This is a genomic window from Streptomyces sp. HNM0575, from assembly GCF_012726265.1.
Taxonomy (GTDB): domain Bacteria; phylum Actinomycetota; class Actinomycetes; order Streptomycetales; family Streptomycetaceae; genus Streptomyces.
Genome location: NZ_JAASAG010000014.1, coordinates 74,270 through 99,838, shown reverse-complemented (window position 1 = coordinate 99,838; position 25,569 = coordinate 74,270). Strand labels below are relative to the sequence as shown.

Genomic DNA, 25,569 nt, shown 5'->3' with positions numbered 1-25,569 from the left:
TTAGCGAAGCGCCCAGGTGGGCCATCAGCCCTCATCGTCTAGTGGCCCAGGACGCCGCCCTTTCAAGGCGGTAGCACGGGTTCGAATCCCGTTGGGGGCACGCACCACACTGTGCGAGACTTGTCCTCGCGCGACGCTTGGTCCTGTGGAGCAGTTTGGAGTGCTCGCCACCCTGTCAAGGTGGAGGCCGCGGGTTCAAATCCCGTCAGGACCGCTTCCCTCATCAGGTCCCGCACCTCTTGAGGGCCACCCGACTGGGGCTTCGCCCCCAGATCCCGGGCTGGGTAGCTCAGTTGGTACGAGCGTCCGCCTGAAAAGCGGAAGGTCGCCGGTTCGACCCCGGCCCCAGCCACAGCAGTTGAACAGCGAGAAGCCCCCGTCGAGTTCGCTCGGCGGGGGCTTCGTCGTGCCGGAAGCTTCTTGCACGAGGGGCGGGGGGCCTGATCCGGCGGGAACGGCACGGAAGCGGGCGAGGGGCGCGCTCTCACGCAGAAGGGTCCGGGAGTGCGATCGGAGATCCGTTAGCCGATGATTCCGCGGAGCAGCCCCAGAAGGGTGTCGAGAAGGCTCGACAGCATGGCCATCACCTCGATTTCCAGTAGGCGTATCCCCTGGGAGAGGGGGGTCGGGACTGGAGAGAGGTACCCGCCCGAAGGGGCGGATACCTGCGCCGAAGGATCTTCAATCGAACGATTGACGGCCCGCCGAAGGCCGCGAACCGACCGATGAGAAGGCGCGCGACGGTCGACGAGACCGGGGTATCCGGCAGGCATCGAGGCACCTGTTCACGCGACCGTGCCGGGCCCCCTGGTCATCGCCTTGCCGTCGCCCGGCCACGCCGTCACCCAACCGTCGAAATACCGGGCCTCCGACGGGAGTTGAACGCCGCTTGTCGCGAGCGCAGTCCCCGGGACGCCTCAGTACGGCGCGTAGAGCGACGTCCCGTTCTCGTTGGCGAAGGACGTGCCGAAGCCCGCGCCCTTCGCCGGGATGCCCAGGTCCACCGGGTTGAACGCGAGGGAGCCCGTCGCCGTGAGGCCGCCGGACGTGCCGCGCAGGGACCAGACGGCGCCCGTGCCGTTCTCCTCCGGTGCGGAGACGGCGAGTTCGGCCCTGGCGTCCTTCGTGACGTCGAGCAACCGGACCGCGCCGCCGAAGCGGTCGCCGGACTCCGCCACCCCCGGTATCCCCGCGGTGTCCTGGTGGAAGGCCTGCGCGCCCGTGCCGCTGAGCCCGCCGGAGCCGCCCTTGAGCAGCACCGCCGCGCCCGCCGCCCGTTTCGCTCCTATCGCCTCGAACGGCACTCCCGCGACGAGGTCCGCGTAGCCGTCGCCGTCGACGTCGCCCGCGTCCAGCCGGGCGCCGAACTGGTCGCCCTTCTCGCTGGTGCCCGGAACGCCCGCGCTGTTCTGCGTGATCGTCCTGGTGCGGGTGGCGCTCGGGCCGTCGGCGGTGCCGTAGTAGATCTTGACCGTGCCCGGGTCGTACGGGAGGTCCTCCGTGATGCCGCCCGGGACCGTACGGGTCGCGAGGTCGCCCTTGCCGTCCTTGTCGAAGTCTCCCACTACGGCCACGTCCGCGGAGCTCAGCTGCTTCGCGTCGGTCGAGAGGCCGGAGGAGGTGCCCTGCCAGAACCGGCCGCCCTCGGAGTGGTTCTCGTAGACGTAGAAGGTGGCCAGGTCGTCGATGCCGTCGCCGGTCATGTCGCCCGCGGCGACGGTGTACATGTCGTTGTCCGTGGTGAACATGTCGAGGACCTGCTCACCCGCTGGCTCGCCGCCGCGCGTGAACGGCCCGCGGAGGACCGAGCGGGACTCCCAGTCGTCGGCGTGCTGCATGAAGAGGTCGGTGTGCCCGTCGCCGTCGAAGTCGCCGCCGGTCAGATTGACGCCGACCTGCCAGCCGCTGGAGCCGGACGGCGCCTCGATCGTGGCGGCGTCCTGGCCGCTGATCCCGCCCGTACGGCCCCAGAGGACGGTCACCGTGCCGTAGCTGTTCGTCGCCGCGACCTGTTCCGCCGAGGCGCGCACCGCGAGGTCGGTGAGGCCGTCGCCGTCGAGGTCGCGGGCGACGAGCCTGGCACCGAAGCGGTCGTCGGTCTCGGCGACGCCCGGGACGCCCGCGCTGTTCTGCGTGATGTACGTGTGCGCTTCGGGGTCGAGCCCGGACGCCGAGCCGTAGTTCACCACGACGTATCCGGCGCGGGTGTGGCCGGCGACCGTGGCGTTGGGAGCGGCCGTGGCCACGTCCTGGAAGCCGTCGCCGTTGAAGTCCTCCCGGACCGAGCCCGCCTTGGCCGCGGCCTTCGGTGCGGCTTTCGGCCCGGCTTTCGGTGCGGCCTTCTGCCCGGTCTTCGGTGCCGAATTCAGTGCCGACTTCGGTGCGGCCTTCGGCGCAACAGCCCCTGTCGCCGGGCTCGTTGGTGCCGCCTCGGCGGCGGATGCCGCTCCGCTCATGAGAGCGACGGCAAGGCCCGCCGCGGCGGCGCCCAGCGTGCGTACGCGCATGTCCCCTCCAAGTCCCCCCGAGGCGCCCTGGGGGCGCCGGTACGCAAGTGAGACTCGCGATGGGCACGGAAAGTTGTACAAGGGGTCATCGAGCCGGAAAACGTACCGACAGGGATGATTCCGGACCTCGAGTCCCGGACCGCGAGGGGACTTTGGCGTGCGAGGACGGTTACACGAATCAAGCCTGCTTGCTTGGATGTGCCTCGTACGTATCCCTCACCCCCCACGGGAGACGAACATGCGACCCTCAGCGGCATCCCCCACACCGGAGCCCGCCAACGCCGAGCCCCCACCACGCAGGTCCCCAAGAGCCCGTCGCGTCAAGGGACTTGCCGCGGCCGCCGTGCTGGCGGCGTCGGTACTCCTCGCCACCGGCTCGTCCGCGACCGCTGCGCCCGGGGAGCAGCCCCGGGCGGCCGGGCCCCCGGCCCTGAAGGTGCTCACCTACAACACCTTCCTGTTCAACAAGCTCATCTACCCGAACTGGGGCCAGGACCACAGGGGCGACGCGATCCCCGACGCGGACTTCTTCCAGGGCAACGACGTGGTCGTGCTCCAGGAGGCGTTCGAGAACTCCGTGTCCGACAAGCTCCAGGAGAAGGCCGCCGGGCAGTACCCGTACCAGACTCCGGTGCTGGGCAGGAGCAAGGACGGCTGGGACGCGACGGGCGGCTCATGGTCCGACATCGCGCCCGAGGACGGCGGCGTGACGATCCTCAGCAAGTGGCCCGTCGTCCACAAGGAACAGTTCGTGTACGACCACGGCTGCGGCGCGGACTATCTGTCCAACAAGGGCTTCGTGTATGCCGTGCTCGATGTGAACGGCACGAAGGTGCACGTCGTCGGCACGCACGTGCAGGCGGGCGACTCGGCGTGCGGGGACGGCGAGACGCGGAAGACGCGAGCCGAGCAGTTCCGTGCGATCGACTCGTTCCTGGACGAGAAGAAGATCCCGGCGGACGAAGAGGTCATGGTCGCGGGCGACTTCAACACGGACTCGCGGGGCGACGAGTACGGGGAGATGCTCGCGAACGCGGACCTGGCACCCGCCGACGCGCGTACCGGACACCCCTACTCCTCCGACAACCAGGAGAACTCGATCGCCCACGGACGCGACCCGGACGGCGGCCGGTCCGATCTCGACTACGTGCTGCACCGCAACGGGCATGCGCGGCCGTCCGGTTGGCAGAACGAGGTGATCAAGGAGGAGTGCGCGCCCTGGACGACCTCGGAGGGCACGTTCACGAATCTCTCGGACCACTATCCGGTGATCGCCGGGCCCGCCTCGTAACGGAGCGGGAGCACGGAACTGCCCCCCGACCGGGAGCACGGAACGGGCCCCCGGCTCAACGGCCGGGGGCCCGCCGCAGCCGTTCGTCCAGTCTGAGGAAGACGGCAAGCCCCGCCAGCGCCCACGCCGCGAGCACCAGATACGGCAGCGCATGCTGATTGCCCGGGAAGTAGACGGCCGTGTGCTGGGCGTTGACGGACGCACCCGGCGGCAGCCAGCGCCCGACCGTGCCCAGCGCGGAAGGGAGCAGCGGCCACGAGACCGCGCCGCCGGAGGACGGATTGCCGAGCAGCACCATCAGCAACCAGGTGGGGATCATCGCCCACCGCCCGATGAGGGTGTTGAACATCAGGAAGACCATCGCCGACGTGAACATCGTCAGCGTGAGGATCAACCACGAGTGCACGAACGGGAGTCGCACCGCGCCGATCAGCCAGCCGACCATCGCCGCGATGACGAAGCCGCCGAGCAGCGCGTAGGCGGCGACGAACAGGATGCGCGGCAGCGGCCGCAGATCCGGCACGTTGACGCTGAGCTGGATCGCGCCGATGAAGCCGATGATGTCGGCGGCGAGCGTCATGTAGAAGATCGTCAGACCGCGCGGGTCGCCCTTGCCCAGCGGCTTGAGATCCCTGACGGTCACCTCCACGCCCGTCTTGCGGCCCGCCTTCGGCGCCGTCTGCTGAAGCACCTCCGCCACGGAGGCGCCGGCGGCGCTGGAGAGGCCCAGCTCGACCCGGCCGTGCGCCCGCGGCCTCAGCACCGCGAACACCTGCTGCTCCTCGACGGCTTGCTCGGCCTGGGCGAACGTACGGTAGCGGTGGATCTTCAGCGACGAGCCGAGGCCCTTCTCCAGGGCGCCGATGAAGGGGCGGACGCCGCGTACGTCGTCGGCGTCGCCCTGTACGGCCGCCGGGATGTTGCGGGGAGTGGGGTCGGCCATGGCGTAGGTGTACGAGCCCGCGAAGAGGCCGGCCGCCGCGGCGATGATGAGCGCCAGCACGGTCGCCGGGAAGAACGGCGTGTGCGTGAAGATCCGCCACCGTGCACGCAGACCGTGGCGGGGCTCCTCCACGCACCGCGCACCGTGCGCCTCGGACCCCCTCGGCTCGGCCCCATGTGCCCCGGACCCCCGCGACTCCGAACCCCGCCGCGCAGACCCGCCGGACCCGGACCCGGACCCGGACCGGCAGGACCCGGATCCGCCGGAATCCGGCCCCCGATCCGATCCCCCGAACTGCGGTCCCCCTGACTCGGACCCGCCGGACCCCGGCTCCTGCTGCTCGCTCATGATCGTCACTCTAGGACCGGTTTGCCCGCATTCATCCCCGCCTCGGGTAATCCGTTGGCCCGTCGATTCGCGGAAGTGCGATCCTGGAGCCCGTATGCCGACTTCCACGTCCCCCTCCCCGTCCTTCGACGCTCTGCGCGAGCGCCTGCCCGGGCTGATGCTGCGCGACCGGCAGCGGCTCGGCCGCCGCCTGGAGGGCGTACGCAAGATCCGTAAGCCCGATGCCCGGGCCGCCGTCCTCGACGAGATCTCGGCCGCCATGGACGAGTCCGAGCTGAGGGTCGCCGGGCGCCGCGAGTCGCTGCCCGCGATCACGTATCCCGAGCAGCTGCCGGTCAGCGGCAAGAAGGACGAGATCCTGGAGGCGATACGGGACCACCAGGTCGTGATCGTCGCGGGCGAGACCGGTTCGGGCAAGACGACGCAGATCCCGAAGATCTGCATGGAGCTCGGCCGCGGCGTCCACGGCGTCATCGGCCACACCCAGCCCCGCCGCCTCGCGGCCCGCACGGTCGCCGAGCGCGTCGCCGAGGAGCTGCGGACCCCGCTCGGCGAGGCCGTCGGCTGGAAGGTCCGCTTCACCGACCAGGTCGGTGAGCGCACGCTGGTCAAGCTGATGACGGACGGCATCCTGCTCGCCGAGATCCAGCAGGACCGGGAGCTGCGCCAGTACGACACGATCATCATCGACGAGGCGCACGAGCGAAGCCTCAACATCGACTTCCTGCTCGGCTATCTGGCGCAACTGCTGCCCAGACGCCCGGAGTTGAAGGTCGTCATCACCTCCGCGACGATCGATCCCGAGCGCTTCTCCCGGCACTTCGGCGACGCCCCGATCGTCGAGGTAAGCGGGCGTACGTATCCGGTGGAGGTGCGCTACAGGCCGCTGCTCGAAGAGGATTCACCCGGGCCCGGAGGCCAGGGTGGTGCCTCCGCGGACGAGAAGGACCGCGACCAGGTCACGGCGATCTGCGACGCGGTCGACGAGTTGCAGGCCGAGGGCCCCGGCGACATCCTCGTCTTCCTCTCCGGCGAGCGCGAGATCCGCGACACCGCGGACGCTCTGGAGAAACGCATCGCCCGCGCCGGCACCGCACGCGGCGGCGGCACGGAGGTCCTCCCCCTCTACGCCCGCCTCTCCCACGCCGAACAGCACCGGGTCTTCCAGCGCCACTCGGGACGCCGGGTCGTGCTGGCCACGAACGTCGCCGAGACGTCCCTCACCGTCCCCGGCATCAAGTACGTGGTGGACCCGGGCACCGCCCGCATCTCCCGCTACAGCCACCGGACCAAGGTCCAGCGGCTGCCCATCGAGCCCGTCAGCCGCGCCAGCGCCGACCAGCGGAAGGGCCGTTGCGGCCGTACGTCCGACGGAATCTGCATCCGGCTGTACTCGGAGGAGGACTTCCTCTCACGCCCGGAGTTCACGGACGCCGAGATCCTCCGTACGAATCTCGCCTCCGTGATCCTCCAGATGACCGCGGCCGGCCTCGGCGACATCGAGAAGTTCCCGTTCATCGATCCTCCCGACCGCCGCAGCATCAAGGCGGGCGTCCAACTCCTCGAAGAGCTGCACGCGTTCGACACCCCGACCGCCGCCTCCGCCACCGCCACCGGCGCCGCCTCCACCTCCGGCGCCGACCGCGCCCCGAAGGGCGGCAGCCGGCTCACCCGCACCGGCCGCAGGCTCGCCCAGCTCCCCGTCGACCCCCGCCTGGCCCGCATGGTGCTGGAGGCCGAACGCAACGGCTGCGTACGCGAGGTGATGGTGATCGTCGCGGCGCTGTCCATCCAGGACCCCCGCGAACGCCCGTCCGACAAACAGCAGCAGGCCGACCAGCACCACGCACGCTTCCGCGAGGAGGGCAGCGACTTCCTCGCCTTCCTCAACCTGTGGCGGTACGTACGGGAGCGCCAGCGGGAGCTGTCCTCCTCGGCGTTCCGCCGCATGTGCAAGGCGGAGTACCTCAACTACCTGCGTATACGGGAGTGGCAGGACATCTGCGCGCAGCTGCGCCAGGTCGCGAAGACGATGGACATCCTGCCGGCCTCGTCCTCGCAGGAGGCGCCGGCCGACGCCGTGCACCAGTCGCTGCTCGCCGGTCTCCTCTCCCACGTCGGCCTCAAGGACACCGACAAGAACGAGTATCTGGGCGCGCGCAGCGCCAAGTTCGCGGTCTTCCCCGGCTCGTCGCTCTTCAAGAAGCAGCCGCGCTGGCTGATGTCCGCCGAGCTGGTGGAGACGTCGCGGCTGTGGGCCCGTGTCAACGCCAAGGTCGAGCCGGAGTGGATCGAGCCCCTCGCCGAGCACCTGGTCAAGCGGACCTACAGCGAGCCGCACTGGGAGCAGAAGCAGGCGGCCGTGATGGCGTACGAGCGGGTGACGCTCTACGGCGTGCCCCTCGTCGCACAGCGCAAGGTCCACTACGGGCGGATCGACCCGGAGACGTCCCGCGATCTGTTCATCCGGCACGCGCTCGTCGAGGGCGACTGGCGCACCCAGCACCGTTTCTTCCATGACAATCGCAAACTCCTCGACGAGGTTGAGGAGTTGGAGCACCGTGCGCGCCGCCGCGACATCCTCGTCGACGACGAGACGCTGTACGAGTTCTACGACGAGCGCCTCCCCTCGGACGTCGTCTCCGGCGCCCACTTCGACTCCTGGTGGAAGAGGCAGCGGCGCGAGGACCCCGATCTGCTCAACTTCGAGAAGTCGATGCTCATCAACGAGCAGGCGGAGGAGATCAGCCGCACCGACTACCCGGACGTGTGGCAGCAGGGCGAGCTGTCGCTGCGGGTGACCTACCAGTTCGAGCCCGGTACGGACGCGGACGGCGTGACCGTGCACGTACCGCTCCAGATCCTCAACCAGGTAGCGCCCGCCTGGGGGTCCCCCCAGGGCGAGCCCGGCGGATTCGACTGGCAGATCCCGGGCCTGCGGCACGCCCTGGTCACCGAGCTGATCCGCTCCCTGCCCAAGGCCGTACGGCGTCACTACGTACCGGCGCCGGACTTCGCCGCCCGCTTCCTGCGCGCGGCCGAGCCGGGCGGGGAGCCGCTGACCTCCGCGCTCGCGCGGGAGCTGCGGCGGATGGTCGGAGTGCCCTTCGAGGCGGGCGACTTCGACCTCTCGAAGGTCCCCGACCATCTCAAGATCACCTTCCGGGTCACGGACGAGCGCCGCCGCACGGTGGCCGAGTCCAAGGACCTGGAGGAGTTGCAGCACCGGCTGCGGGACAAGACGCAGGCCGCGATCGCCCGCGCCTTCGAGTCGTCGGGACGCGGGCGGCGGGGCGGCGGGCCCGGGCCCGGGAAGCGGAGTGCGGAGAAGACAAGCGCCACGGCCGGCGGCGGTGGCGCGGACGATGCCGTCGCCGGCGCCGCCGGACAGGCCGCGCCGCCCGCCCTCTCCTCCCGTACGGGCCTCACCGACTGGTCGTCGCTCGGCACCCTCCCCCGGATCTTCGAGACCCGGCGGGGCGGCCAGCCCGTGAAGGCGTATCCGGCGCTGGTCGACGACGGCGACTCCGTGTCCGTTCATCTCTTCGACACGGAGGCCGAGCAGCAGCAGGCGATGTGGCGCGGCACGCGTCGCCTGATCCTGCTCAACATCCCCTTCGATCCCGCCAGGTTCGCCGCCTCGAAGCTCTCCAACCCCCAGAAGCTCGCCCTCTCGCGCTCACCGCACGGCAGCGTGCAGGCCCTCTTCGAGGACTGCGTCACGGCCGCCGCCGACCGGCTCGTCGCGGCGAACGGCGGCCCGGCCTGGGACGAGGAGGCCTTCCGCAAGCTCTTCGACGCCGTACGCACGGACCTGATCGACGTCACCCTCAAGACCGTCAAGCAGGTCCAGGAGGTGCTCGCCGCCTGGCACTCCTGCGAGCAGCGGCTGAACGGCATCACGAGTCCGGCCCTCGCCGAGTCCGCCGAGGACGTACGGCAGCAGCTGGCCGGCCTGGTCTGCCCCGGCTTCGTCACCCGGCACGGCACGGCGCGCCTGCCCGACCTGCTGCGCTACCTCGTCGCCGCCGACCGCCGCCTGACGCAGATGCCGAACAACGCGGAGCGGGACCGTACGCGGATGGCCAAGGTGAAGGAGATGCAGGACGAATACCTGTGGCTGCTCGAGCAGTTCCCCTCCGGGAGGCCCGTGCCGCAGGCGGCGCTGGACGTGCGCTGGATGATCGAGGAGCTGCGCGTCAGCTACTTCGCGCACGCCCTGGGCACGGCTCATCCGGTCTCGGACAAGCGGATCATGAAGGCGGTGGACGCGGCGGCGCCCTGACCGGCCACGCACCGAGGCGGGGCCGCGCCGTTTGCGGTGACGAGGCGGTCGCGGAAAGTGAGTTCGCGCCGCTCGTGGAGGCTGCTGTAGAGTCTCGTCCGCACCCGCGAGCCGGGTGCGTCACCAAGGTCCTGTGGAGCAGTTTGGAGTGCTCGCCACCCTGTCAAGGTGGAGGCCGCGGGTTCAAATCCCGTCAGGACCGCAGCAGTTCGCAAGAGCCACACGGCAGCGCGAGACGAACGAGCGGCCCGTTCCCCGTACTTCGGGAGCGGGCCGCTCGGCTGTGTGCGCCCGGTGGCCGCCGTACGGGCCGTCGCCGTCGCGTACGGGCCATCGCTCCCGCCCCGGCGCCTCCGTGCCCGCATGAGGCGCCTGCGCGGCCCGTGCAGCGGGCAATTGCCCGGCCGACCGCTGATACCCCGTCAGCAGCCTTCAGAGCGCCGCACAGGAGCGCTCAGGCGTTCCCGCAAGGAAGACGCAGGGAAGAGGCCGCGCGCCGTGCCCCGTGCGCCGTTGCGCCCCGTACGGCGCTTCTTGACGCTCCGCCGTCCTCCCGGTACTTCTCGTATTGGGAGGTGGGGCAAGAATGGGGACAACTCCGCGCGGCCCCCGGCGGCATGAGACCAGGGCACTTCTGCGAGCACACCTGGCCGCTGCCACCCGCTACCGGCATGTGACACGCAACTGCCCCGTCTGTCACCGGCTGTTGAGGCTGGCGACCGAACACACTCCGGAGGAGCCGTACGGGCAGCCAAACGGGCAGCCAAACGGGCAGCCCGACGCCCAGCCGTACGGAGAAGCGCCCGAGGGATCGCCCGAGCCGGCAGCCGAAGGAGAGGCGGCCCACGAAGCGCCCGCGGCGCCTGCCGGAGACCGGGAAGGCGAGCCACCGGCCGGCGAACGGCGCGAACGGGCAGCGAGGCCCCGGCGGATCTCCGCGTCCAAGTAGTCAACGCCCGTTCCGGATAAGGGCGTTCGGTGACGGCTGTGAAGCAGACGACCCCTGCACCGCCACGGCTGCCCCTTTACCGCAGACTGCCCGTCCCGTACAACCAGAAGCGGATGTGACGGGAGTCACCATCCTTCTTCCGGATGTGGGGAAGCTTACGCCCTTCTCATCAAGCGCCAATTTAATATGTGCAATTGCACTACGTTCCCTTGTCCTCCACGGCAGTCCGCACAAGACGTAGCCGGATCCCCAACTCCCCATCCAGCGACCACAGTCGGAGCCCCGCACTCCCCTTGCGGACCCCTCCCGCCGGCCCTCCCCGGCCCCGCACAGAGCACGGGCCGCACGGTGCGAGCGCCCGCAACATGCCCGTCCGGGCACGTCCGGTCCGGGCACGACCAGTCCGGACACGGCAGGTCCGGACACAAAAAGATCGCGCCGGACCCGGCGGAGTCCAGCGCGATCAACGATCAAGCGCCGTTGGGGACAGCGGCCTGATGTCTGTTGCCTCAGGCGCCGATCCGGGGTGAGGGCCCCGAATGCGCCCTGTTATGCAGTTATTTCGCCTGATCAAACCTCACTGCGCTGCTGCGGGATGCCCGCCAGCAGTGCGCGCACCTCCGCCTCGCGGTAGCGGCGGTGACCACCGAGCGTGCGGATCGACGTGAGCTTGCCCGCCTTTGCCCAGCGTGTGACCGTTTTCGGGTCCACGCGGAACATCGTGGCAACCTCAGCCGGGGTCAACAGGGGCTCGGCATCTGGGGTGCGAGCGGTCATGAGCGGCCTCCTCGGAGGAACCGAACCATACGGTTCTTTCCTTGAATTCTGCACCTTGGCCCGCGTTGCCCGATATGGACGTACGCGAGCCGAGTCGGTTATAGGACGAACGGCTTGTCCTCGGCACTACAACTACACCATCTGTCCAGCCACGTCGGCCAAACCGATGGAATTGCCCTCTGAGGTGGTGAACCTCGACGGAAGCCGATGGACCGCCCCATAGCGGACAGTCACCCCACCGTGACGATCAGTCACAGGGCGACCAAGCAGCACCAGCCCCACCAAGGTGGGCAATACCGATCTTTCCGACCATAGTTGGATGGATGGAGCCCCCGTCGAACTCCTTGTCCTATTTTGACACGAGGGACGGCTCTGAGAGCAAGGCCCCGGAAAGTGCTGTCCGTCACGCTTGAGGCTTTGGCCCCTTTCGGGACCTAGGTCCTGGAGGTCCGTGACATGCACAACCCCGTTGGCCCCCGTCCGCGTTCAGTTCACGAACACAACCACGAACGTGAACCTCACGGAGCGAACCCGCGCAGTCAGTTGGCGAACTGTAGTTCTCTCACAGCGCGCCAGCGGTCCGTCAGCCGCTCGTAGGCGACGCCGGCCCGCTCCCCGTCCCCTGCGCGCAGTGCCGCGATTCCCTCCGCCACGTCGGCAGCGGAATCGTCGTCGGCGAGCTGCTCCTCAGGGATCGCGTGCGCCAGACCGCCGTAGTCCAGTTCGACGAGGGACCGCGGATGGAATTCCTCCAGCCATCTGCCCACGTCGACCAGGCCGTCGACGAGCGGCCCCTCCTCCAACTCCTCGCGGAGAACCTTCAGACCACGGGCGAGGCGGCGCCTCGCCTGGACCATCGGCGTGCGATAGCGGAGGACGAACTGCTGAACGCTCTCCTCACCGCTTCCTGGCTTCGCAAACTCTTTCTCCTCCGAAGAAAAAAGAACGAACCAGCGCACAGGCACGTGCCACAGCGCCGTGCGGATCCACGGGCGGGCGTCGGGATTGCGCGTCAGCCAGCGCTCATAGTCCGCGGCGGCCTGACGCCGTACGACCGGAGGAACCGCCGCGTCCAGCACGGTCTGCGGCATCGCCACCTCCTGCTCGCCCGCCGCCTGCGACAGCGCTGCAAGCGCCTGCCAGCCGCGCAGCCGGGTCCGCCAGGGGCACACGCACACCACGCCGTCGACCTCCGCCACGAAGGCGTCCGCGCTCTCGCGCACGGGCACGGCCACGGGCGGTACGGGCAGCAGGTCGGCCAGCGAACGGCGCAACTCGTCCTGGGCGGTGGGCACACGGTCCCGCTTGGCATAGCGCACCCAGTGCGCACGCTCCGGTTCGGGGAACGCGGCCAGTGGCTCGTACACCCGCAGATACGCCGCGTACGGGACGATGACCGACGCCTGCTGAGCCACGCGTTTCCTCCACGGTTCGGGACTGGGGCTCCCGCGGGAACCCGGGCCCGCACCCTTACGGGCGGGCCTCGAGGGACAGTTGACTACCACCGATCGTGGCACCGCAACGATGCGGCCGCGCGCAGGTCGTACCCTGCTGTCGACCGGCCCTCCCCGCCGTGCGCGCCACAAGCTCGGACGGCGACGAAAAGGGCGTACAACCGCGACACCTGGAGTCACCACCGTGGCTGACGTACGTCCCTCCCCACAGCCCGCCGAGGCGCCCACCATCAGCGCCGACGGAGCGAGTGGCACAGGGATTCTGCGGACCCTCTTCCGGTCCGAGCAGGGCGGGCACGAGCAAGTCGTGCTGTGCCAGGACCGCGCCAGCGGCCTGAAGGCAGTGATCGCCCTCCACTCCACCGCCCTCGGCCCCGGCCTGGGCGGCACGAGGTTCCACCCCTACGCGGGCGAGGACCAGCCCGAGGAGGCCGCGCTGCTGGACGCGCTGAACCTCGCTCGCGGCATGTCGTACAAGAACGCGATGGCCGGACTGCCCCACGGCGGCGGCAAGGCCGTGATCATCGGCGACCCCGGGAAGATCAAGACGGAGGAGCTGCTGCTCGCCTACGGGCGCTTCGTCGCGTCGCTCGGCGGCCGTTACGTCACCGCATGCGACGTCGGCACGTACGTGCAGGACATGGACGTCGTCGCGCGCACGTGCCCCTGGACGACCGGCCGTTCGCCCGAGCAGGGCGGCGCCGGCGACTCCTCCGTGCTCACCGCCTTCGGCGTCTTCCAGGGCATGCGCGCCAGCGCGCAGCACCTTTGGGGCGCGCCCACGCTCCGCGGCCGCACGGTCGGCATCGCAGGCGTCGGCAAGGTCGGGCACCACCTGGTGGAGCACCTGCTGGAGGACGGCGCGCGCGTGGTGGTCACCGACGTGCGGCCGGAGGCCGTCGAGCGGGTGCGTACCGCGCACCCCGAGGTCGAGGCCGTCGCCGGCACCGAGGCACTGGTCCGCTTCGAGGGGCTGGACGTCTACGCCCCCTGCGCCCTCGGCGGCGCCCTGGACGACGCGACCGTCCCGGCCCTGACCGCGAAGGCCGTGTGCGGTGCGGCGAACAACCAACTCGCCCACCCCGGCGTGGAGAAGGACCTCGCGGGCCGCGGGATCCTCTACGCGCCGGACTACGTCGTGAACGCGGGCGGCGTGATCCAGGTCGCGGACGAGCTTCTGGGCTTCGACTTCGCACGTGCCAAAGCAAAGGCTGCAAAGATCTTCGACACGACGCTGTCGATCTTCGACCGTGCCGCCACGGACGGTGTGCCCCCGGCCGCCGCCGCGGACCGCATCGCGGAGACGCGGATGGCCGCCGGTGCCGGCGCACCGGACGACGGGACCGACGAGGACGGCGACGGGACCGGCACCGGTGCCGCGGGCGTCCCGCGCGGCTGAACGGCCTTGCCGGGCCCCTTCCCCTGGACCCCTCGGCGGGTCGACACTCGGGCACACGGTAAAATGACAGCTGACCAGCGAAGAGAGAGCCGCAGGACGCCTCCGACGGCGCCCGTGTCGTGCGGGCGGCGTACCGTACGGCGTCGGAAGCAGGTACCGTTGAAGCCCTACGGGACGGTCTCTCCTTCGAGGGTCCGCTCTGAATTGTGAACGCGTGTCAAGACTCTGGGGCCGTCGAGCCCCGTCGTTGAGGGGGTCGAGCCATGGGGCGCGGCCGGGCCAAGGCCAAGCAGACGAAGGTCGCCCGCCAGCTGAAGTACAACAGCGGTGGGACGGACCTGTCGCGCCTGGCTGAAGAGCTGGGCGCATCGACGTCGAGCGAGCCGCCGAACGGCGACCGCTTCGAGGACGATGAGCGTGACGACGACCGGTACGCACAGTACTCGGACGTGTACAACGACGAGGAGGACGAGGGCGAGTCCTCCGACTCTTCGGCGCCACGGCGCCGGAGCTGACGTCCACAGATCCCTGCCCGGTCCGGCCTCTGCCGGACCGGGTTCTGTGCTGTTCCGGGACGTGCGCAGGCCTTGGCGCCCGCGGAGTGCGTCCGCGGGTCACCGCGCATAGTCGCCCGTCAGCGTCACGGCATCGGCGCCCGCCGCGCGCTCGGTGATCTCCCCCGCGACCCAGGCCTCGACTTCACGGTCGGCGAGGGTGTCGAGCGCGGCCTCCGCCGAGCCCGGGGGCACGACCGCGACCATGCCGACGCCCATGTTCAGCGCGCTCTCCAGCTCGTCGCGTGCGACGTCCCCGGCCCTCCCGACCAGGTCGAAGACCGGGCCCGGCGTCCATGTGCCGCGGTCGACGCGGGCGTGCAGCTCGTCCGGGACCACGCGCGCGAGGTTGCCTGCGAGTCCGCCGCCGGTGATGTGCGAGAAGGCGTGCACCTCGGTCGTACGGGTCAGGGCGAGGCAGTCCAGGGAGTAGATCCTGGTGGGCTCCAGCAGCTCCTCGCCGAGGGTGCGGCCGAACTCGGGCACCTCACGCTCCAGGGCCCAGCCCGCGCGCTCGAAGAGTACGTGCCTGACCAGCGAGTACCCGTTCGAGTGAAGACCTGAGGACGCCATGGCGATCACGGCGTCCCCCGTACGGATACGATCCGCGCCGAGCACGGCGCCGGCCTCGACGACGCCCGTGCCGGCGCCTGCGACGTCGTACTCGTCGGGCCCGAGGAGGCCGGGGTGCTCCGCGGTCTCGCCGCCGACGAGTGCGCAGCCCGCCAGCACACAGCCCTCGGCGATGCCCTTGACGATCTGGGCGACGCGCTCGGGGACGACCCTGCCGACGCAGATGTAGTCGGTCATGAAGAGCGGCTCGGCGCCGCAGACCACCAGGTCGTCGACGACCATCGCCACGAGGTCGTGGCCGATGCTGTCGTGCTGGTCCATGCGCTGTGCGACGGCGACCTTGGTGCCGACGCCGTCGGTGGCGGAGGCCAGCAGGGGCCGTTCGTACCGCTTGAGCACGGAGGCGTCGAAGAGCCCGGCGAAGCCGCCGAGCGTGCCGACCGACTCGGGGCGCTGGGCCTTCTTCACCCACTCCTTCATCAGCTGTACGGCGCGGTCGCCGGCCTCGATGTCCACGCCGGCGGCGGCGTAGGTGGCGCCGGCGCCGGAGGGGTCGGCGGGCTCGACAGGCATGGTCGGCTCTCTCGGTCGTGGGGGCAGGCGGGCGGGCAGGCGTGGCGGGCCGGGCGGTGGGGCGGTGCCGGTCGGGCCGGCTACGGGCGCCGCAGCGCGTCGGTGCCGCCGACGCCGGCGGTGAGCGTACCCACGCCGTCGACGTCGGGCACCGAGGGCTGCTCGGCGGGGGCGCTGCCGGGGGCGGTGTCCGGTTCGCGCAGGTGCTTGCCCAGCAGCTCGGGGTCGGGCAGCGGCATCGGGTACTCGCCGTCGAAACAGGCGCGGCACAGCTGCGACTTGGGAATCGTGGTCGCCTCGGTCATCCCGTCGATGGAGATGTACGCGAGGGAGTCGGCTCCCAGCGACTTGCCGATCTCCTCGACGGTGAGGCCGTTGGCGATCAGCTCGGCGCGGTTGGCGAAGTCGATGCCGAAGAAGCAGGGCCACTTGATGGGCGGCGAGGAGATCCGCACATGGACCTCGGCCGCTCCGGCCTCGCGGAGCATCCGCACCAGGGCGCGCTGGGTGTTGCCGCGGACGATCGAGTCGTCGACGACGACGAGGCGCTTGCCGCTGATGACCTCCTTCAGCGGGTTGAGCTTGAGACGGATGCCGAGCTGGCGGATGGTCTGGCTCGGCTGGATGAACGTACGGCCGACGTAGCTGTTCTTGACCAGGCCGCTGCCGTACGGGATGCCGCTGGCCTCCGCGTAGCCGATGGCGGCGGGGGTGCCGGACTCGGGCGTCGCTATCACGAGGTCCGCGTCGGCGGGGGCCTCGGCGGCGAGCTTGCGGCCCATCTCGACGCGGGAGAGGTAAACGTTCCGCCCGGCGATGTCGGTGTCGGGGCGGGCCAGATAGACGTACTCGAAGACGCAGCCCTTGGGTTTCGCCTCGGCGAACCTGGTGGAGCGGAGCCCGTCCTCGTCGACGGCGATCATCTCGCCGGGCTCGACCTCGCGGATGAAGCTGGCGCCGACGATGTCGAGCGCGGAGGTCTCGCTCGCGACGACCCAGCCGCGCTCCAGCCGGCCGAGGACGAGGGGGCGCACGCCCTGGGCGTCGCGGGCGGCGTAGAGGGTGTGCTCGTCCATGAAGACGAAGGAGAAGGCGCCCTTCACCTGGGGCAGTACGACGGGGGCGGCCTGCTCGACGGTGAGCGGGGTGCCGTCCTCGTCCGTCTGGCCCGCGAGCAGGGCGGTCACCAGGTCGGTGTCGTTGGTGGCCGCGACCCTGGTGGCGCGGCTGCCGTTCCCGGGCGACAACTTCGCGACCAGGTCGGCCAGTTCGACGGTGTTGACCAGGTTGCCGTTGTGGCCCAGCGCGATCGAGCCGTGCCCGGTGGCGCGGAAGGTGGGCTGGGCGTTCTCCCACACGGACGCGCCCGTCGTCGAGTAGCGGGCGTGACCGACGGCGATGTGGCCGCGGAGGGAGCCGAGGGAGGTCTCGTCGAAGACCTGCGAGACGAGGCCCATGTCCTTGAAGACAAGGATCTGCGAGCCGTTGCTGACCGCGATGCCCGCAGACTCCTGGCCGCGGTGCTGAAGCGCGTACAGACCGAAATACGTGAGCTTCGCGACCTCTTCCCCGGGGGCCCAGACGCCGAAGACGCCGCATGCGTCCTGTGGGCCCTTCTCGGCGGGGAGCAGGTCGTGGCTGAGTCGTCCGTCACCACGTGGCACGGGACCGAGTCTAGGACAGGGGGCGCGTTGCTCCGAATCGGGTACATGCTCAGCCAATCCGGGTTACTCGTCCACTACTTGCGGTCACGAGGTCGGCAGCCGTTCTTGCGTGGTACGCAGATTTGCGTGATGCGCAAGAATTGCTAGGGTCCCGTGCATGGACAGGGAGGACCCCGGACGCGGCGGCGGACTGCGGGAGCGGAAGAAGCGGGAGACGCGAACGGCGTTGAGCTGGGCGGCGATCCGGCTCACGGTCGAGCGGGGGCTGGCGAACGTACGGATCGAGGACATCGCGGCGGAGGCCGGGGTCTCGCCGCGTACGTTCAACAACTACTTCTCCGGCAAGGCCGAGGCGATCGCCGCGCGGCACGTCGAGCGCGCGCACCGGATCGCGGAGGAGCTGCGGGCGCGGCCCGGTTCCGAGCCGCTGTGGGACGCGGTCGTCCATGCGGCGCTGGCCCGCTTCGCGCTCGATCAGCAGGGCGAGGCGGACCGTGCGCCGGACGAGCGGTGGACGGCCGGGGTCCGGCTGATGGTGGGCGAACCGGCGCTCCAGGGCGAGTTCTTCAAGGCCAACGCCCTGGCCGAGGCGGAGCTGGCCGCCGCCGTCGCCGAACGTACGGGAACGGACGCGGCGCGGGACCTCTATCCGCGGCTGGTGGCGGCGGCGGTGTGCGGGGCCGTCGCGGTCGTCATGGAGCGGTTCCTGGTGGGGGGCGAGGACGGGGGCGAGGGCGGCGGAGCGGGGCCGGGGGGCGGTGCGGGTGCCGGGAGCGGGACCGGTGCCGGGAGCGGAGCGAGGGCCAAGAGCGGGGAGAGCGGGGAGGCCCGTTCGTTCCCGTCGCTGTTGCGGGACGCGCTGGGGCAGCTCGCCGAGGGACTTCCGCCGCCAGCGCCCACACGCGGGTCCGCGCACGGGGAGCGGAAGCGGCCGGAGGACCCCGGGGAGACGGGCTCCCGGGAGACGGAATCCAGGTAGACCGATCCGGGTGGAAGGGCGCGGACATGCCTTGCGAAGAGTGGGACGTCGTCATCGCGGGCGCGGGCCCTAACGGGCTGATGCTCGCGTGCGAGCTGGGCCTCGCGGGCGTACGGCCGCTGGTGCTGGAGCGGCTGCCGGAGCGTACGACGGAGAACCGGGCCAACGGCCTGATCGGGCGGGTGGTCCTCATGCTCGACCGCCGCGGCCTGTACGAGCGCCTCAGCGGCAGCGCGGAACCACCGGACCCCGTGCCGCGATTCGTCTTCGGCGCGATGCCGCTGGAGCTGGGGCGTCTGGAGCCCGGGCAGAACCGGCTGTACGGGCTGGGCGTGCCGCAGCTCCGCGTCGAGCAGGTGCTGGAGGAGCGGGCCCTCGAACTCGGCGTGGAGGTACGCCGCGGACACGAGCTGACGGGGCTCTCCCAGGACGAGCACGAGGTGACGGCGGAGGTCTCCGGGCCCGGCGGGCCGTACCGGATCGGGTGCCGCCACCTCGTCGGGGCCGACGGCGGGCGGAGCCTGACGCGGAAGCTGGCCGGCATCGGCTTCCCCGGGGTGACCAGGGACGACACGGTGCACCGCACGGCGCACGCGACGGTGCCCGAAGCGATGACGGACCCGGCGACGGGCGGTCTGGACGTGCCCGGGCACGGTCTCGTGCAGCCGTTCATCCATCACCGCACGGACCGGGGGCTGTTGGCGTACGCGCCGTTCCCCGGCCGTGCCGCGATGTTTCACACGACCGAGTGGGACCACGGCGACGGGAGCGAGAACGGGGACGGAATCGGCTCCGGGGTCGGCTCAGGGGGCGGGGACCGCGGCGGGGACCGCGGCGGGGACGGCGGTCCGCTGACGCTGGAGGAGATGCGGGCGAGCGTGCGCCGCGTACTCGGGGCCGACGTGCCGCTGGGGCCGCCGGAGGGCGACGGGCCTCATCTGCTGCGCCGCCTGCACGGGGGCAACACCCGGCTCGCGGACCGATTCCGCGCGGGCCGCGTGCTGCTGGTCGGCGACGCCGCACACGTGCACTCGGCGCTCGGCGGGCCCGGGCTCAACCTCGGCCTCCAGGACGCGGTGAACCTGGGCTGGAAGCTCGCCGCCGAGGTGCGCGGGTGGGCACCGCCGGGACTGCTCGGCACCTACGAGAGCGAGCGCAGGCCCGTCGCCGAGCGCGTGGTGATGCACACCCGGGCGCAGTCGGCGCTGATCGCTCCGGGCAGCGAAGTCACCGCGCTGCGCGAGCTGTTCACGGAGCTGCTGGAGCAGCCGGGGAACATCCGGCACATCGCGGACATGATGGCGGGCGCCGACGTCCACTACGGGACGGGGAACGGGGACCCGCATCCCCTCATCGGCGCCTGGGCGCCCGACCTCCTGCTGGACACCGGTGCCGGACGGCCCGTACGGCTGGCGGAGCTGACGAGGAACGCGCGTCCGCTGCTGCTGGATCTGACCGGGGACGGTTCGTACGCCGGTGAAGTAGGGCCGTGGGACGACCGCGTGGACGCTCTCGCCGCGCGATCCGTGCGATCCGTGCGGCCCGGGCAGGAGACGGGGGGCACGGGGGAGCCGGGGGGCACGGACGGCGCCGGCGGGCCCGGTGGCTCCGAGGGCCCGGGGGGTCCGGACGGGGCGGCCGGTTCGCCGCCCGCGACGGCGCTGCTGCTGCGCCCCGACTGCCATGTCGCCTGGGCGTCGTCCGCGGCCCGTCCCGGTCCGGGCGAGCGCGAGGGGCTGCGGGCCGCGCTCGCCCGCTGGTTCGGTCCGGCAGCCGCCGCGCCGGAGCCGGTCAGCCGAGCAGGGGCAACAGGCCGCTGAGGTCGGCCCGTTCGCCGCTCGCGGAGACCGCGTGCGCCGTACGGGCCCGCTCCCAGGTGATCCGTCCGGTGGCGAGCCTGATCCAGGTCAGCGGGTCGGTCTCGACGACGTTGGGCGGAGTGCCCCGGGTGTGCCGCGGGCCCTCGACGCACTGGACGACGGCGAACGGCGGCACCCGCACCTCCACCGACGCACCCGGCGCCTTCACGGCGAGGGTGTCCGTGAGCACCCGTACCGTCGCGGCGAGCGCCTGCCGGTCCAGGGTGACGGGGCTTCCGGTGGCGCGGGCCAAGTCGTCGCTGTGGACGACGAGTTCGACGAGGCGCGTGACGGTGAAGTCGAGCATCCGCATGGGCCCGGCGCCGTGCGGGATGAGCAGATCGCCTCGTACGGCCGACTCCAGTACGGGCTCCAGCTGCGCCACGGCCTCGTCGATCCGCGCGGCGCCGCCCGCGCCGCCGGAGGCCGCTCGGTCGGCCTCCTCGCGGGTCTCACGGTCCAGTTCGGCGGCGGCGACGGCGGTGGACATCGCCCAGGACGTGAGGTCCACCTCCGGTGCGGGCGCCTTGGACTCGGGCCCGGCGAGATAGCGGGGCACGGCGTCGATCTGGAGCGCGATGTGCACGAGCAGCCGGTGCACATCCCAGCCGGGGAGCCCGGAAGGGCGTGCGCACTGCTCGTCCGTCAGCTCGTGCGCGGCGTTGGCGACGGCCTCGACCTGCCCGATGAGGGCCTGGCGGACGCGGGCGGGATCGTAGCTGCGTTTCTGTGCGGCTTTGGTGCGTTTGGCGGGCGGCATGGTCAAGAGGTTAGGGCCTGGACGGGCCGCCGGTGTCCCGCGGTACGGAGCACGATGTCCGCCACCGGGCACGCGCGCACGACCGGGCACGCGCGCACGACCGGGCCGGGCCCGGCCTCGGGCTCCGGCTCCGGCTCCGGCTCCGGCTCCGGCTCCGGCGGGCCCAGCCTTCGATCTCGGCCCTCGCTCACGCCCGCCGCCTCACGCCGTGCTCTCCCGCGCCACCAGCCGGTGCGCGGCGTGCAGCGTCGTGTGCGGCGCCTCGGGGTCGCCCGCGATCCGTGCGAGCAGGGCCTCCACCGCGAGCCGGGCGACCTCCCGCTTGTCGGGCGCAACGGTGCTGAGGGAGGGCACGCCGTACCGCGTCTCCTCGATGTCGTCGAAGCCGACGACCGCGATGTCGCCGGGCACGGTGCGGCCCGCGTCGTACACCGCCCGTACGACCCCGGAGGCGAGCAGGTCGGAGAAGCAGAAGACCGCGTCCGGCGGTTCGGCGAGCGCGAGCAGCGCGCGCATGGCGGTCATGCCGTCGCCGCGGGTGAACGCCGGGACGAGCGGGGTGAGTTCGGGCCGGTGCGGCAGACCGGCCGCCTCCAGTGCCGCGAGATAGCCGCGTGCGCGCTGGTGGGAGGTCGTGTGGTTCGGGTCGGACTGGAAGCCGACGGCGGCGATCCGGCTGCGCCCGCGCCCGAGGAGATGGGCCGTGGCCTCCTGTGCGGCTCGTACGTTGTCGATCAGCACGTGGTCGGCGGGCACCTCGTAGTCGCGCTCGCCGAGCAGCACGAGGGGGACTCGGCGCTCGCGGCGGACCAGGGTGGACTGGTCGAGGCGCTGCGGTGAGAGCAGCACGCCGTCGATCAGCGGGTCGGACAGGCCGCAGGCGACGCGCAGTTCAGCCGCCGGGTCGCCGCGGGTGTCCTCGATGAGCACGGAGACGTCGTGCTCGCGTGCGGCGTCGATGACGGCGGTGGCCAGCTCCGCGAAGTACGGCTGGACCAGCTCGGGGACGGCGAGGGCGATGACGCCGCTGCGGCCGGTGCGCAGGTGGCGGGCGGAGGCGTTGGGGCGGTAGTCGAGTTCGTCGATGGCGCTGAGGACGCGGCGGCGGGTGGGCTCCGCGACCCGTACGTTGCCGCGCACGACGTTGGAGACGGTCTTGATGGAGACGCCCGCACGCTCCGCCACGTCCTTGAGCCTCGTGCCGGCCATCCGTCGTCTCGCCCCCGCTCGGTCGTCCGGTCGTCCTGGTCGCCCCCGGACGGACAAAGGGCCGTCCGATGTGTTGACGTCACATTACGCCCTGAGTACAACGTTGGAAACGCGATTCCCGCGAGCTTAGCGGGGCGGCCCAACGGCCGTCCGCGCCTCTGGGACCCGTGGCTTCCAACGTTGAACGAACGGACGTGGTGCCTGTGCATGGCAGGCGGAGATTCCTCGGCGCCGTCGGCTCCCTCACGGCCGCGGGGGCGCTCGGCGGGTGCAGCAGTCCGGTCGGCCAGGCCTTCACCGGCTCCGCGGGACCGCCGTCGCTGCTCAACTTCTGGCATCCGTTCACCGGGGGCGACGGCGCGCAGCTCGTGACGATGCAGAGCGCATACCGCAAGGAGAACCCGGACACCGACCTGAAGTCGACGACGCTGGTCTGGGGCGCCCCGTACTACACCAAGCTCACGCTGGCGACGCTCGGCGACCGGCCGCCGCAGGTGGCGATCACCCACGTCTCCAGGCTGCCGACGCTCGCCGCCTCCGGGCTGCTGCGCGAGATATCCGGCTCCGAGCTGGACGAACACGGCCTGACCGCGGGCCGGTTCACCAAGGGCGCCTTCAACTCGGCGCACCACGAGGGCAGGCTCTACGCGCTGCCGCTGGACACCCACCCCTTCGTGCTCTACTACCGCACCGACGTGGCGAAGAAGGCCGGACTGCTCGACGACAAGGGGCAGTTGACGGACGTCGACGGGCCCGACGAGTTCCTCGACGCGCTGCGGGCCGCGAAGGAGGTCACCGGCGTGTGGGGCGGCTCGATCGCCACCGTCAAGGACCCCGCGACCTGCTGGCGGCTCTTCTGGTCGCTCTACCGGCAGCTCGGCGCCGACCTCGTCACCGACAGCGGACGGAAAGTGGTCATGGACGTGGGCGCGGCCGAGGAGGCGCTCGCCTACATCCGGCGGATGGCGGCGGCGAAGCTGATCCCGCCCGGCGCGGACGGGGACGGCGGCGCGATCACTCTGCTCACCTCCGGCAAGGCGGGCTTCCTGATGGACGGGGAGTGGCAACTGCTGGCCGTGCAGGGCGCGGTGAAGGACAAGTTCGACATGCGCACCTTCCCGCGGATCTTCCGGGACGCGCCGTACGCGTGCGCCGCCGACTCGCATGCCTTCATCCTGCCGAACGCCCCGTCCGAGAAGGCCCAACGGGCGGACAAGGCGCTGGAGTTCACCCGCTCCATGCTCGACGCCAGCCTCGACTGGGCCAAGGGCGGCCACATACCCGCATGGCAGCCCACGGCACGCTCCGGCGCGTACCACCGGCTGGAACCGCAGGCGCACTACACGGCGGCGGCGGACGGCGCGGCGTACGACCCGGCGGCCTGGTACTCCGGCGCCGACAGCAACCTCTACCGGCGCTTCGGGGACGTCGTCGCCTCCGTCGTGGGCGGCCACACCCGCCCCGGCCCCGGTGCCGCGCGCATGCTCGCGGCCGTGAAGGACCTGGCAAGGACGGAGGCACCGGTATGAGCGCGAGCACGAGCGTCCACCTCGGCGGTGGTACGGGCGCGTCCGCGGCCGGGCACGGGACCGGGCGCGCGACCGGACAGGCGGGGCGGGCAGGGCAGGCACGGCACGCGGCCGGGCGCTGGACGGCGGCCGGGATGCTGCTCCCCTTCGGCGCCTTCTACGTGGTCTTCCTGCTGGGCCCGCTCCTCTACACCGCGATCGCGGGCCTCTTCAACGACAGCCTCGTCAAGGACGGTCCGGGCGAGTGGGTCGGTACGGCAAACTACGCGGAGGCGCTCTCCTCCGGGGAGTTCTGGTCCAGCCTCGGCCACACGCTCTGGTTCACCGTGCTCACGACGGTGCCGCTGATAGTGCTGTCGCTGACGCTGGCCCTGATGACCGACCGCTTCTCCCGCGGCAAGTGGTTCTTCCGGCTGGCGTTCTTCGCGCCGTTCATGCTGCCCTCCTCGGTGATCTCGCTGCTCTTCATGTGGATCTACGCGGACCAGATCGGGCTGGCACAGGCCGTGGTCAAGTGGTTCGGCGTGCACGCGCCGCCGTCCTGGCTGGGCTCGCCGGACTGGGCGATGATCTCGATCGCCGCCGCGACCGTGTGGTGGACGGTCGGCTTCAACTTCGTGATCTATCTGGCCGCCTTGCAGGAGATACCGCGCGACGTGCACGAGGCCGCAGCGATCGACGGAGCGGGGCCCTGGCAGCGGCTGCGGCTGGTGGTCGTGCCGATGCTGGGGCGTGCCACCACGCTGGTCGCCGTGCTCCAACTCGTCGCGTCGCTCAAGGTGTTCGACCAGATCTACATGATGACCAACGGCGGCCCCGACGACGCCACCCGGCCCTCGCTGCTGTACATCTTCCAGACCGGCTTCACCGACGGCCGCGCGGGCTACGCCTCGACGGTCTCGCTGCTGCTCTTCGTCGTCATCCTGCTGATCTCGCTCGTCTGGTTCGCGCTGATCCGGCGCACCGAGAAGGAGGGCTGAGCACGGTGGCCACCCTCACCCCCGCCGCACCGCGCGCCGCGGAGGCCCCCGCGGCCTCCGCGCCCCGCCACCACGCCGACTCCGAGCGGCTGTTCAACCGCGTGACGCTCGGCGTGCTGATCGCCCTGGCGCTCCTCTGGCTGGTGCCCATCGCCTGGGCCGTCGCCACGTCGCTGCGTCCGCCCAACGACGTCGCCACGAATCCGACGTCGTGGGTCGCGGACGAGCCGACGCTCTCCTCGTACCGGGAGCTCCTCTCGGCGGGCCGCATCCAGTACTGGTACGTCAACAGCCTCATCACGTCCTCGCTGACGACGCTGCTCGCGGTGTGCACCACGTCGCTGGCGGCCTTCGCGCTGTCCCGGCTGAGGTTCCGCCACCGGCGGCCGGTGTTCCTGGTCGTCCTCGCGGGGGTCATGATCCCGCCGCAGCTGCTGATGATCCCGCAGTTCCTGACGTTGCAGGCGACGGGGATGCTCAACACGTACTGGGCGGTGATCCTTCCGCAAGTGCCCAACGTCGTCTCCGTCTTCGTCTTCAAGCAGTTCTTCGACGGCATCCCGGTCGAGCTGACGGACGCGGCGCGGGCGGACGGCGCGAGCTGGCTGCGGATCTACTGGCAGATCGTGATGCCGCTGTCCCGTCCCGCCATCTCCGCGGTGACGATCTTCGTCTTCGTGTGGTCCTGGAACAACTTCCTCTGGCCGCTGCTTGCCGTGACGGACCCGCAGATGATGACGCTGCCCGTAGGCCTGAACTCCGTACAGGACGCGTTCGGGCTGCCGCAGGCGCAGTTGATGGCTTCGGCCGTGCTGGGCGCCCTGCCGCTGCTCACCGTCTTCCTCTTCTTCCAGCGCCGGATCGTCGAGGGGATCGCCGGCACGGGCCTGAAGTGACGGGCCGCGAGCGACGGCGGCAGGCCGCCGAGAGCACCGC

The 25,569-nt window shown here is 71.1% G+C and carries 18 protein-coding genes and 4 tRNA genes; 14 read left to right on the top strand and 8 right to left on the bottom strand.

What is annotated here, in order from left to right; all coding sequences use genetic code 11:
* Positions 1-27 precede the first annotated feature (27 nt).
* From HCC61_RS27640 to HCC61_RS27630, 3 genes are all read left to right on the top strand, one after another.
* Positions 28-100, top strand: a tRNA-Glu gene (locus HCC61_RS27640).
* A gap of 39 nt (positions 101-139) precedes the next feature.
* A tRNA-Asp gene (locus tag HCC61_RS27635) sits at positions 140-214 on the top strand.
* Positions 215-278: 64 nt separating this feature from the next.
* A tRNA-Phe gene (locus HCC61_RS27630) sits at positions 279-352 on the top strand.
* A gap of 565 nt (positions 353-917) precedes the next feature.
* Here HCC61_RS27630 and HCC61_RS27625 read toward each other — a convergent pair.
* Positions 918-2,507, bottom strand: a complete 1,590-nt coding sequence (locus tag HCC61_RS27625; RefSeq protein WP_169140082.1) for an FG-GAP and VCBS repeat-containing protein — start codon at positions 2,505-2,507, stop codon at positions 918-920.
* Between the two features lie 238 nt (positions 2,508-2,745).
* On the opposite strand from HCC61_RS27625, the gene sph reads away from it, so the two are divergent.
* Positions 2,746-3,798 carry a sphingomyelin phosphodiesterase gene (gene sph, locus HCC61_RS27620; protein WP_169140079.1) on the top strand — a complete coding sequence of 351 codons (1,053 nt, stop codon included), beginning with the start codon at positions 2,746-2,748 and terminating at the stop codon, positions 3,796-3,798.
* A 55-nt stretch (positions 3,799-3,853) separates the two neighbouring features.
* Here the strand turns inward: sph and HCC61_RS27615 are convergent, their stop codons facing one another.
* Positions 3,854-4,873: an ABC transporter permease gene (locus HCC61_RS27615; RefSeq protein ID WP_169140077.1), complete on the bottom strand. Its 1,020-nt coding sequence runs from the start codon at positions 4,871-4,873 to the stop codon at positions 3,854-3,856.
* A gap of 310 nt (positions 4,874-5,183) precedes the next feature.
* Here HCC61_RS27615 and hrpA point away from each other — a divergent pair, with 310 nt between their 5' ends.
* From hrpA to HCC61_RS31040, 3 genes are all read left to right on the top strand, one after another.
* Positions 5,184-9,374 carry an ATP-dependent RNA helicase HrpA gene (gene hrpA / locus HCC61_RS27610; RefSeq protein ID WP_169140075.1) on the top strand — a complete coding sequence of 1,397 codons (4,191 nt, stop codon included), beginning with the start codon at positions 5,184-5,186 and terminating at the stop codon, positions 9,372-9,374.
* Positions 9,375-9,501: 127 nt separating this feature from the next.
* A tRNA-Asp gene (locus HCC61_RS27605) sits at positions 9,502-9,576 on the top strand.
* 384 nt (positions 9,577-9,960) lie between these two features.
* Positions 9,961-10,323, top strand: a complete 363-nt coding sequence (locus HCC61_RS31040; protein WP_169140073.1) for a DUF6274 family protein — start codon at positions 9,961-9,963, stop codon at positions 10,321-10,323.
* 570 nt (positions 10,324-10,893) lie between these two features.
* On the opposite strand, the gene bldC is transcribed toward HCC61_RS31040, so the two are convergent.
* Both bldC and HCC61_RS27590 read right to left on the bottom strand, forming a co-directional pair.
* Positions 10,894-11,100: a developmental transcriptional regulator BldC gene (gene bldC / locus HCC61_RS27595; RefSeq protein WP_027749187.1), complete on the bottom strand. Its 207-nt coding sequence runs from the start codon at positions 11,098-11,100 to the stop codon at positions 10,894-10,896.
* Positions 11,101-11,639: 539 nt separating this feature from the next.
* Positions 11,640-12,515 (bottom strand): hypothetical protein, encoded by an 876-nt coding sequence (locus HCC61_RS27590; protein WP_169140071.1) that lies wholly within the window; start codon positions 12,513-12,515, stop codon positions 11,640-11,642.
* A 268-nt stretch (positions 12,516-12,783) separates the two neighbouring features.
* Between HCC61_RS27590 and HCC61_RS27585 the strand changes: the two genes are divergently transcribed.
* Entirely contained in the window at positions 12,784-13,953 is a 1,170-nt protein-coding gene (locus HCC61_RS27585; RefSeq protein ID WP_169140156.1) for a Glu/Leu/Phe/Val dehydrogenase dimerization domain-containing protein, read from the top strand.
* A 263-nt stretch (positions 13,954-14,216) separates the two neighbouring features.
* Complete coding sequence (locus HCC61_RS27580; protein WP_169140069.1) at positions 14,217-14,468, top strand: DUF3073 domain-containing protein; 252 nt, start codon at positions 14,217-14,219, stop codon at positions 14,466-14,468.
* A gap of 99 nt (positions 14,469-14,567) precedes the next feature.
* Here HCC61_RS27580 and purM read toward each other — a convergent pair whose 3' ends face one another.
* Positions 14,568-15,653 (bottom strand): phosphoribosylformylglycinamidine cyclo-ligase, encoded by a 1,086-nt coding sequence (gene purM / locus HCC61_RS27575; RefSeq protein ID WP_169140067.1) that lies wholly within the window; start codon positions 15,651-15,653, stop codon positions 14,568-14,570.
* A gap of 80 nt (positions 15,654-15,733) precedes the next feature.
* Complete coding sequence (gene purF / locus HCC61_RS27570) at positions 15,734-17,317, bottom strand: amidophosphoribosyltransferase (protein WP_169140065.1); 1,584 nt, start codon at positions 17,315-17,317, stop codon at positions 15,734-15,736.
* A gap of 157 nt (positions 17,318-17,474) precedes the next feature.
* On the opposite strand from purF, the gene HCC61_RS27565 reads away from it, so the two are divergent.
* Positions 17,475-18,296 carry a TetR/AcrR family transcriptional regulator gene (locus HCC61_RS27565; RefSeq protein ID WP_169140063.1) on the top strand — a complete coding sequence of 274 codons (822 nt, stop codon included), beginning with the start codon at positions 17,475-17,477 and terminating at the stop codon, positions 18,294-18,296.
* A 26-nt stretch (positions 18,297-18,322) separates the two neighbouring features.
* Positions 18,323-20,116 (top strand): FAD-dependent monooxygenase, encoded by a 1,794-nt coding sequence (locus HCC61_RS27560; RefSeq protein WP_240969338.1) that lies wholly within the window; start codon positions 18,323-18,325, stop codon positions 20,114-20,116.
* Here the strand turns inward: HCC61_RS27560 and HCC61_RS27555 are convergent.
* Positions 20,088-20,915, bottom strand: a complete 828-nt coding sequence (locus HCC61_RS27555; protein WP_169140061.1) for a maleylpyruvate isomerase family mycothiol-dependent enzyme — start codon at positions 20,913-20,915, stop codon at positions 20,088-20,090. The two genes, HCC61_RS27560 and HCC61_RS27555, sit on opposite strands and share 29 nt — an antisense overlap.
* A gap of 201 nt (positions 20,916-21,116) precedes the next feature.
* Positions 21,117-22,124 carry a LacI family DNA-binding transcriptional regulator gene (locus HCC61_RS27550; protein ID WP_169140059.1) on the bottom strand — a complete coding sequence of 336 codons (1,008 nt, stop codon included), beginning with the start codon at positions 22,122-22,124 and terminating at the stop codon, positions 21,117-21,119.
* 194 nt (positions 22,125-22,318) lie between these two features.
* Between HCC61_RS27550 and HCC61_RS27545 the strand changes: the two genes are divergently transcribed.
* The 3 genes from HCC61_RS27545 to HCC61_RS27535 are packed head-to-tail and all read left to right on the top strand — an operon-like array spanning position 22,319 to position 25,529.
* Positions 22,319-23,653 (top strand): extracellular solute-binding protein, encoded by a 1,335-nt coding sequence (locus HCC61_RS27545; RefSeq protein WP_169140057.1) that lies wholly within the window; start codon positions 22,319-22,321, stop codon positions 23,651-23,653.
* Positions 23,650-24,633, top strand: coding sequence for a sugar ABC transporter permease (locus HCC61_RS27540; protein ID WP_240969337.1), 984 nt, complete (start codon positions 23,650-23,652; stop codon positions 24,631-24,633). The genes HCC61_RS27545 and HCC61_RS27540 overlap by 4 nt, the downstream gene beginning before the upstream one ends.
* Before the next feature lie 5 nt (positions 24,634-24,638).
* Complete coding sequence (locus HCC61_RS27535) at positions 24,639-25,529, top strand: carbohydrate ABC transporter permease (protein ID WP_169140055.1); 891 nt, start codon at positions 24,639-24,641, stop codon at positions 25,527-25,529.
* The last annotated feature ends 40 nt before the right edge of the window (positions 25,530-25,569 follow it).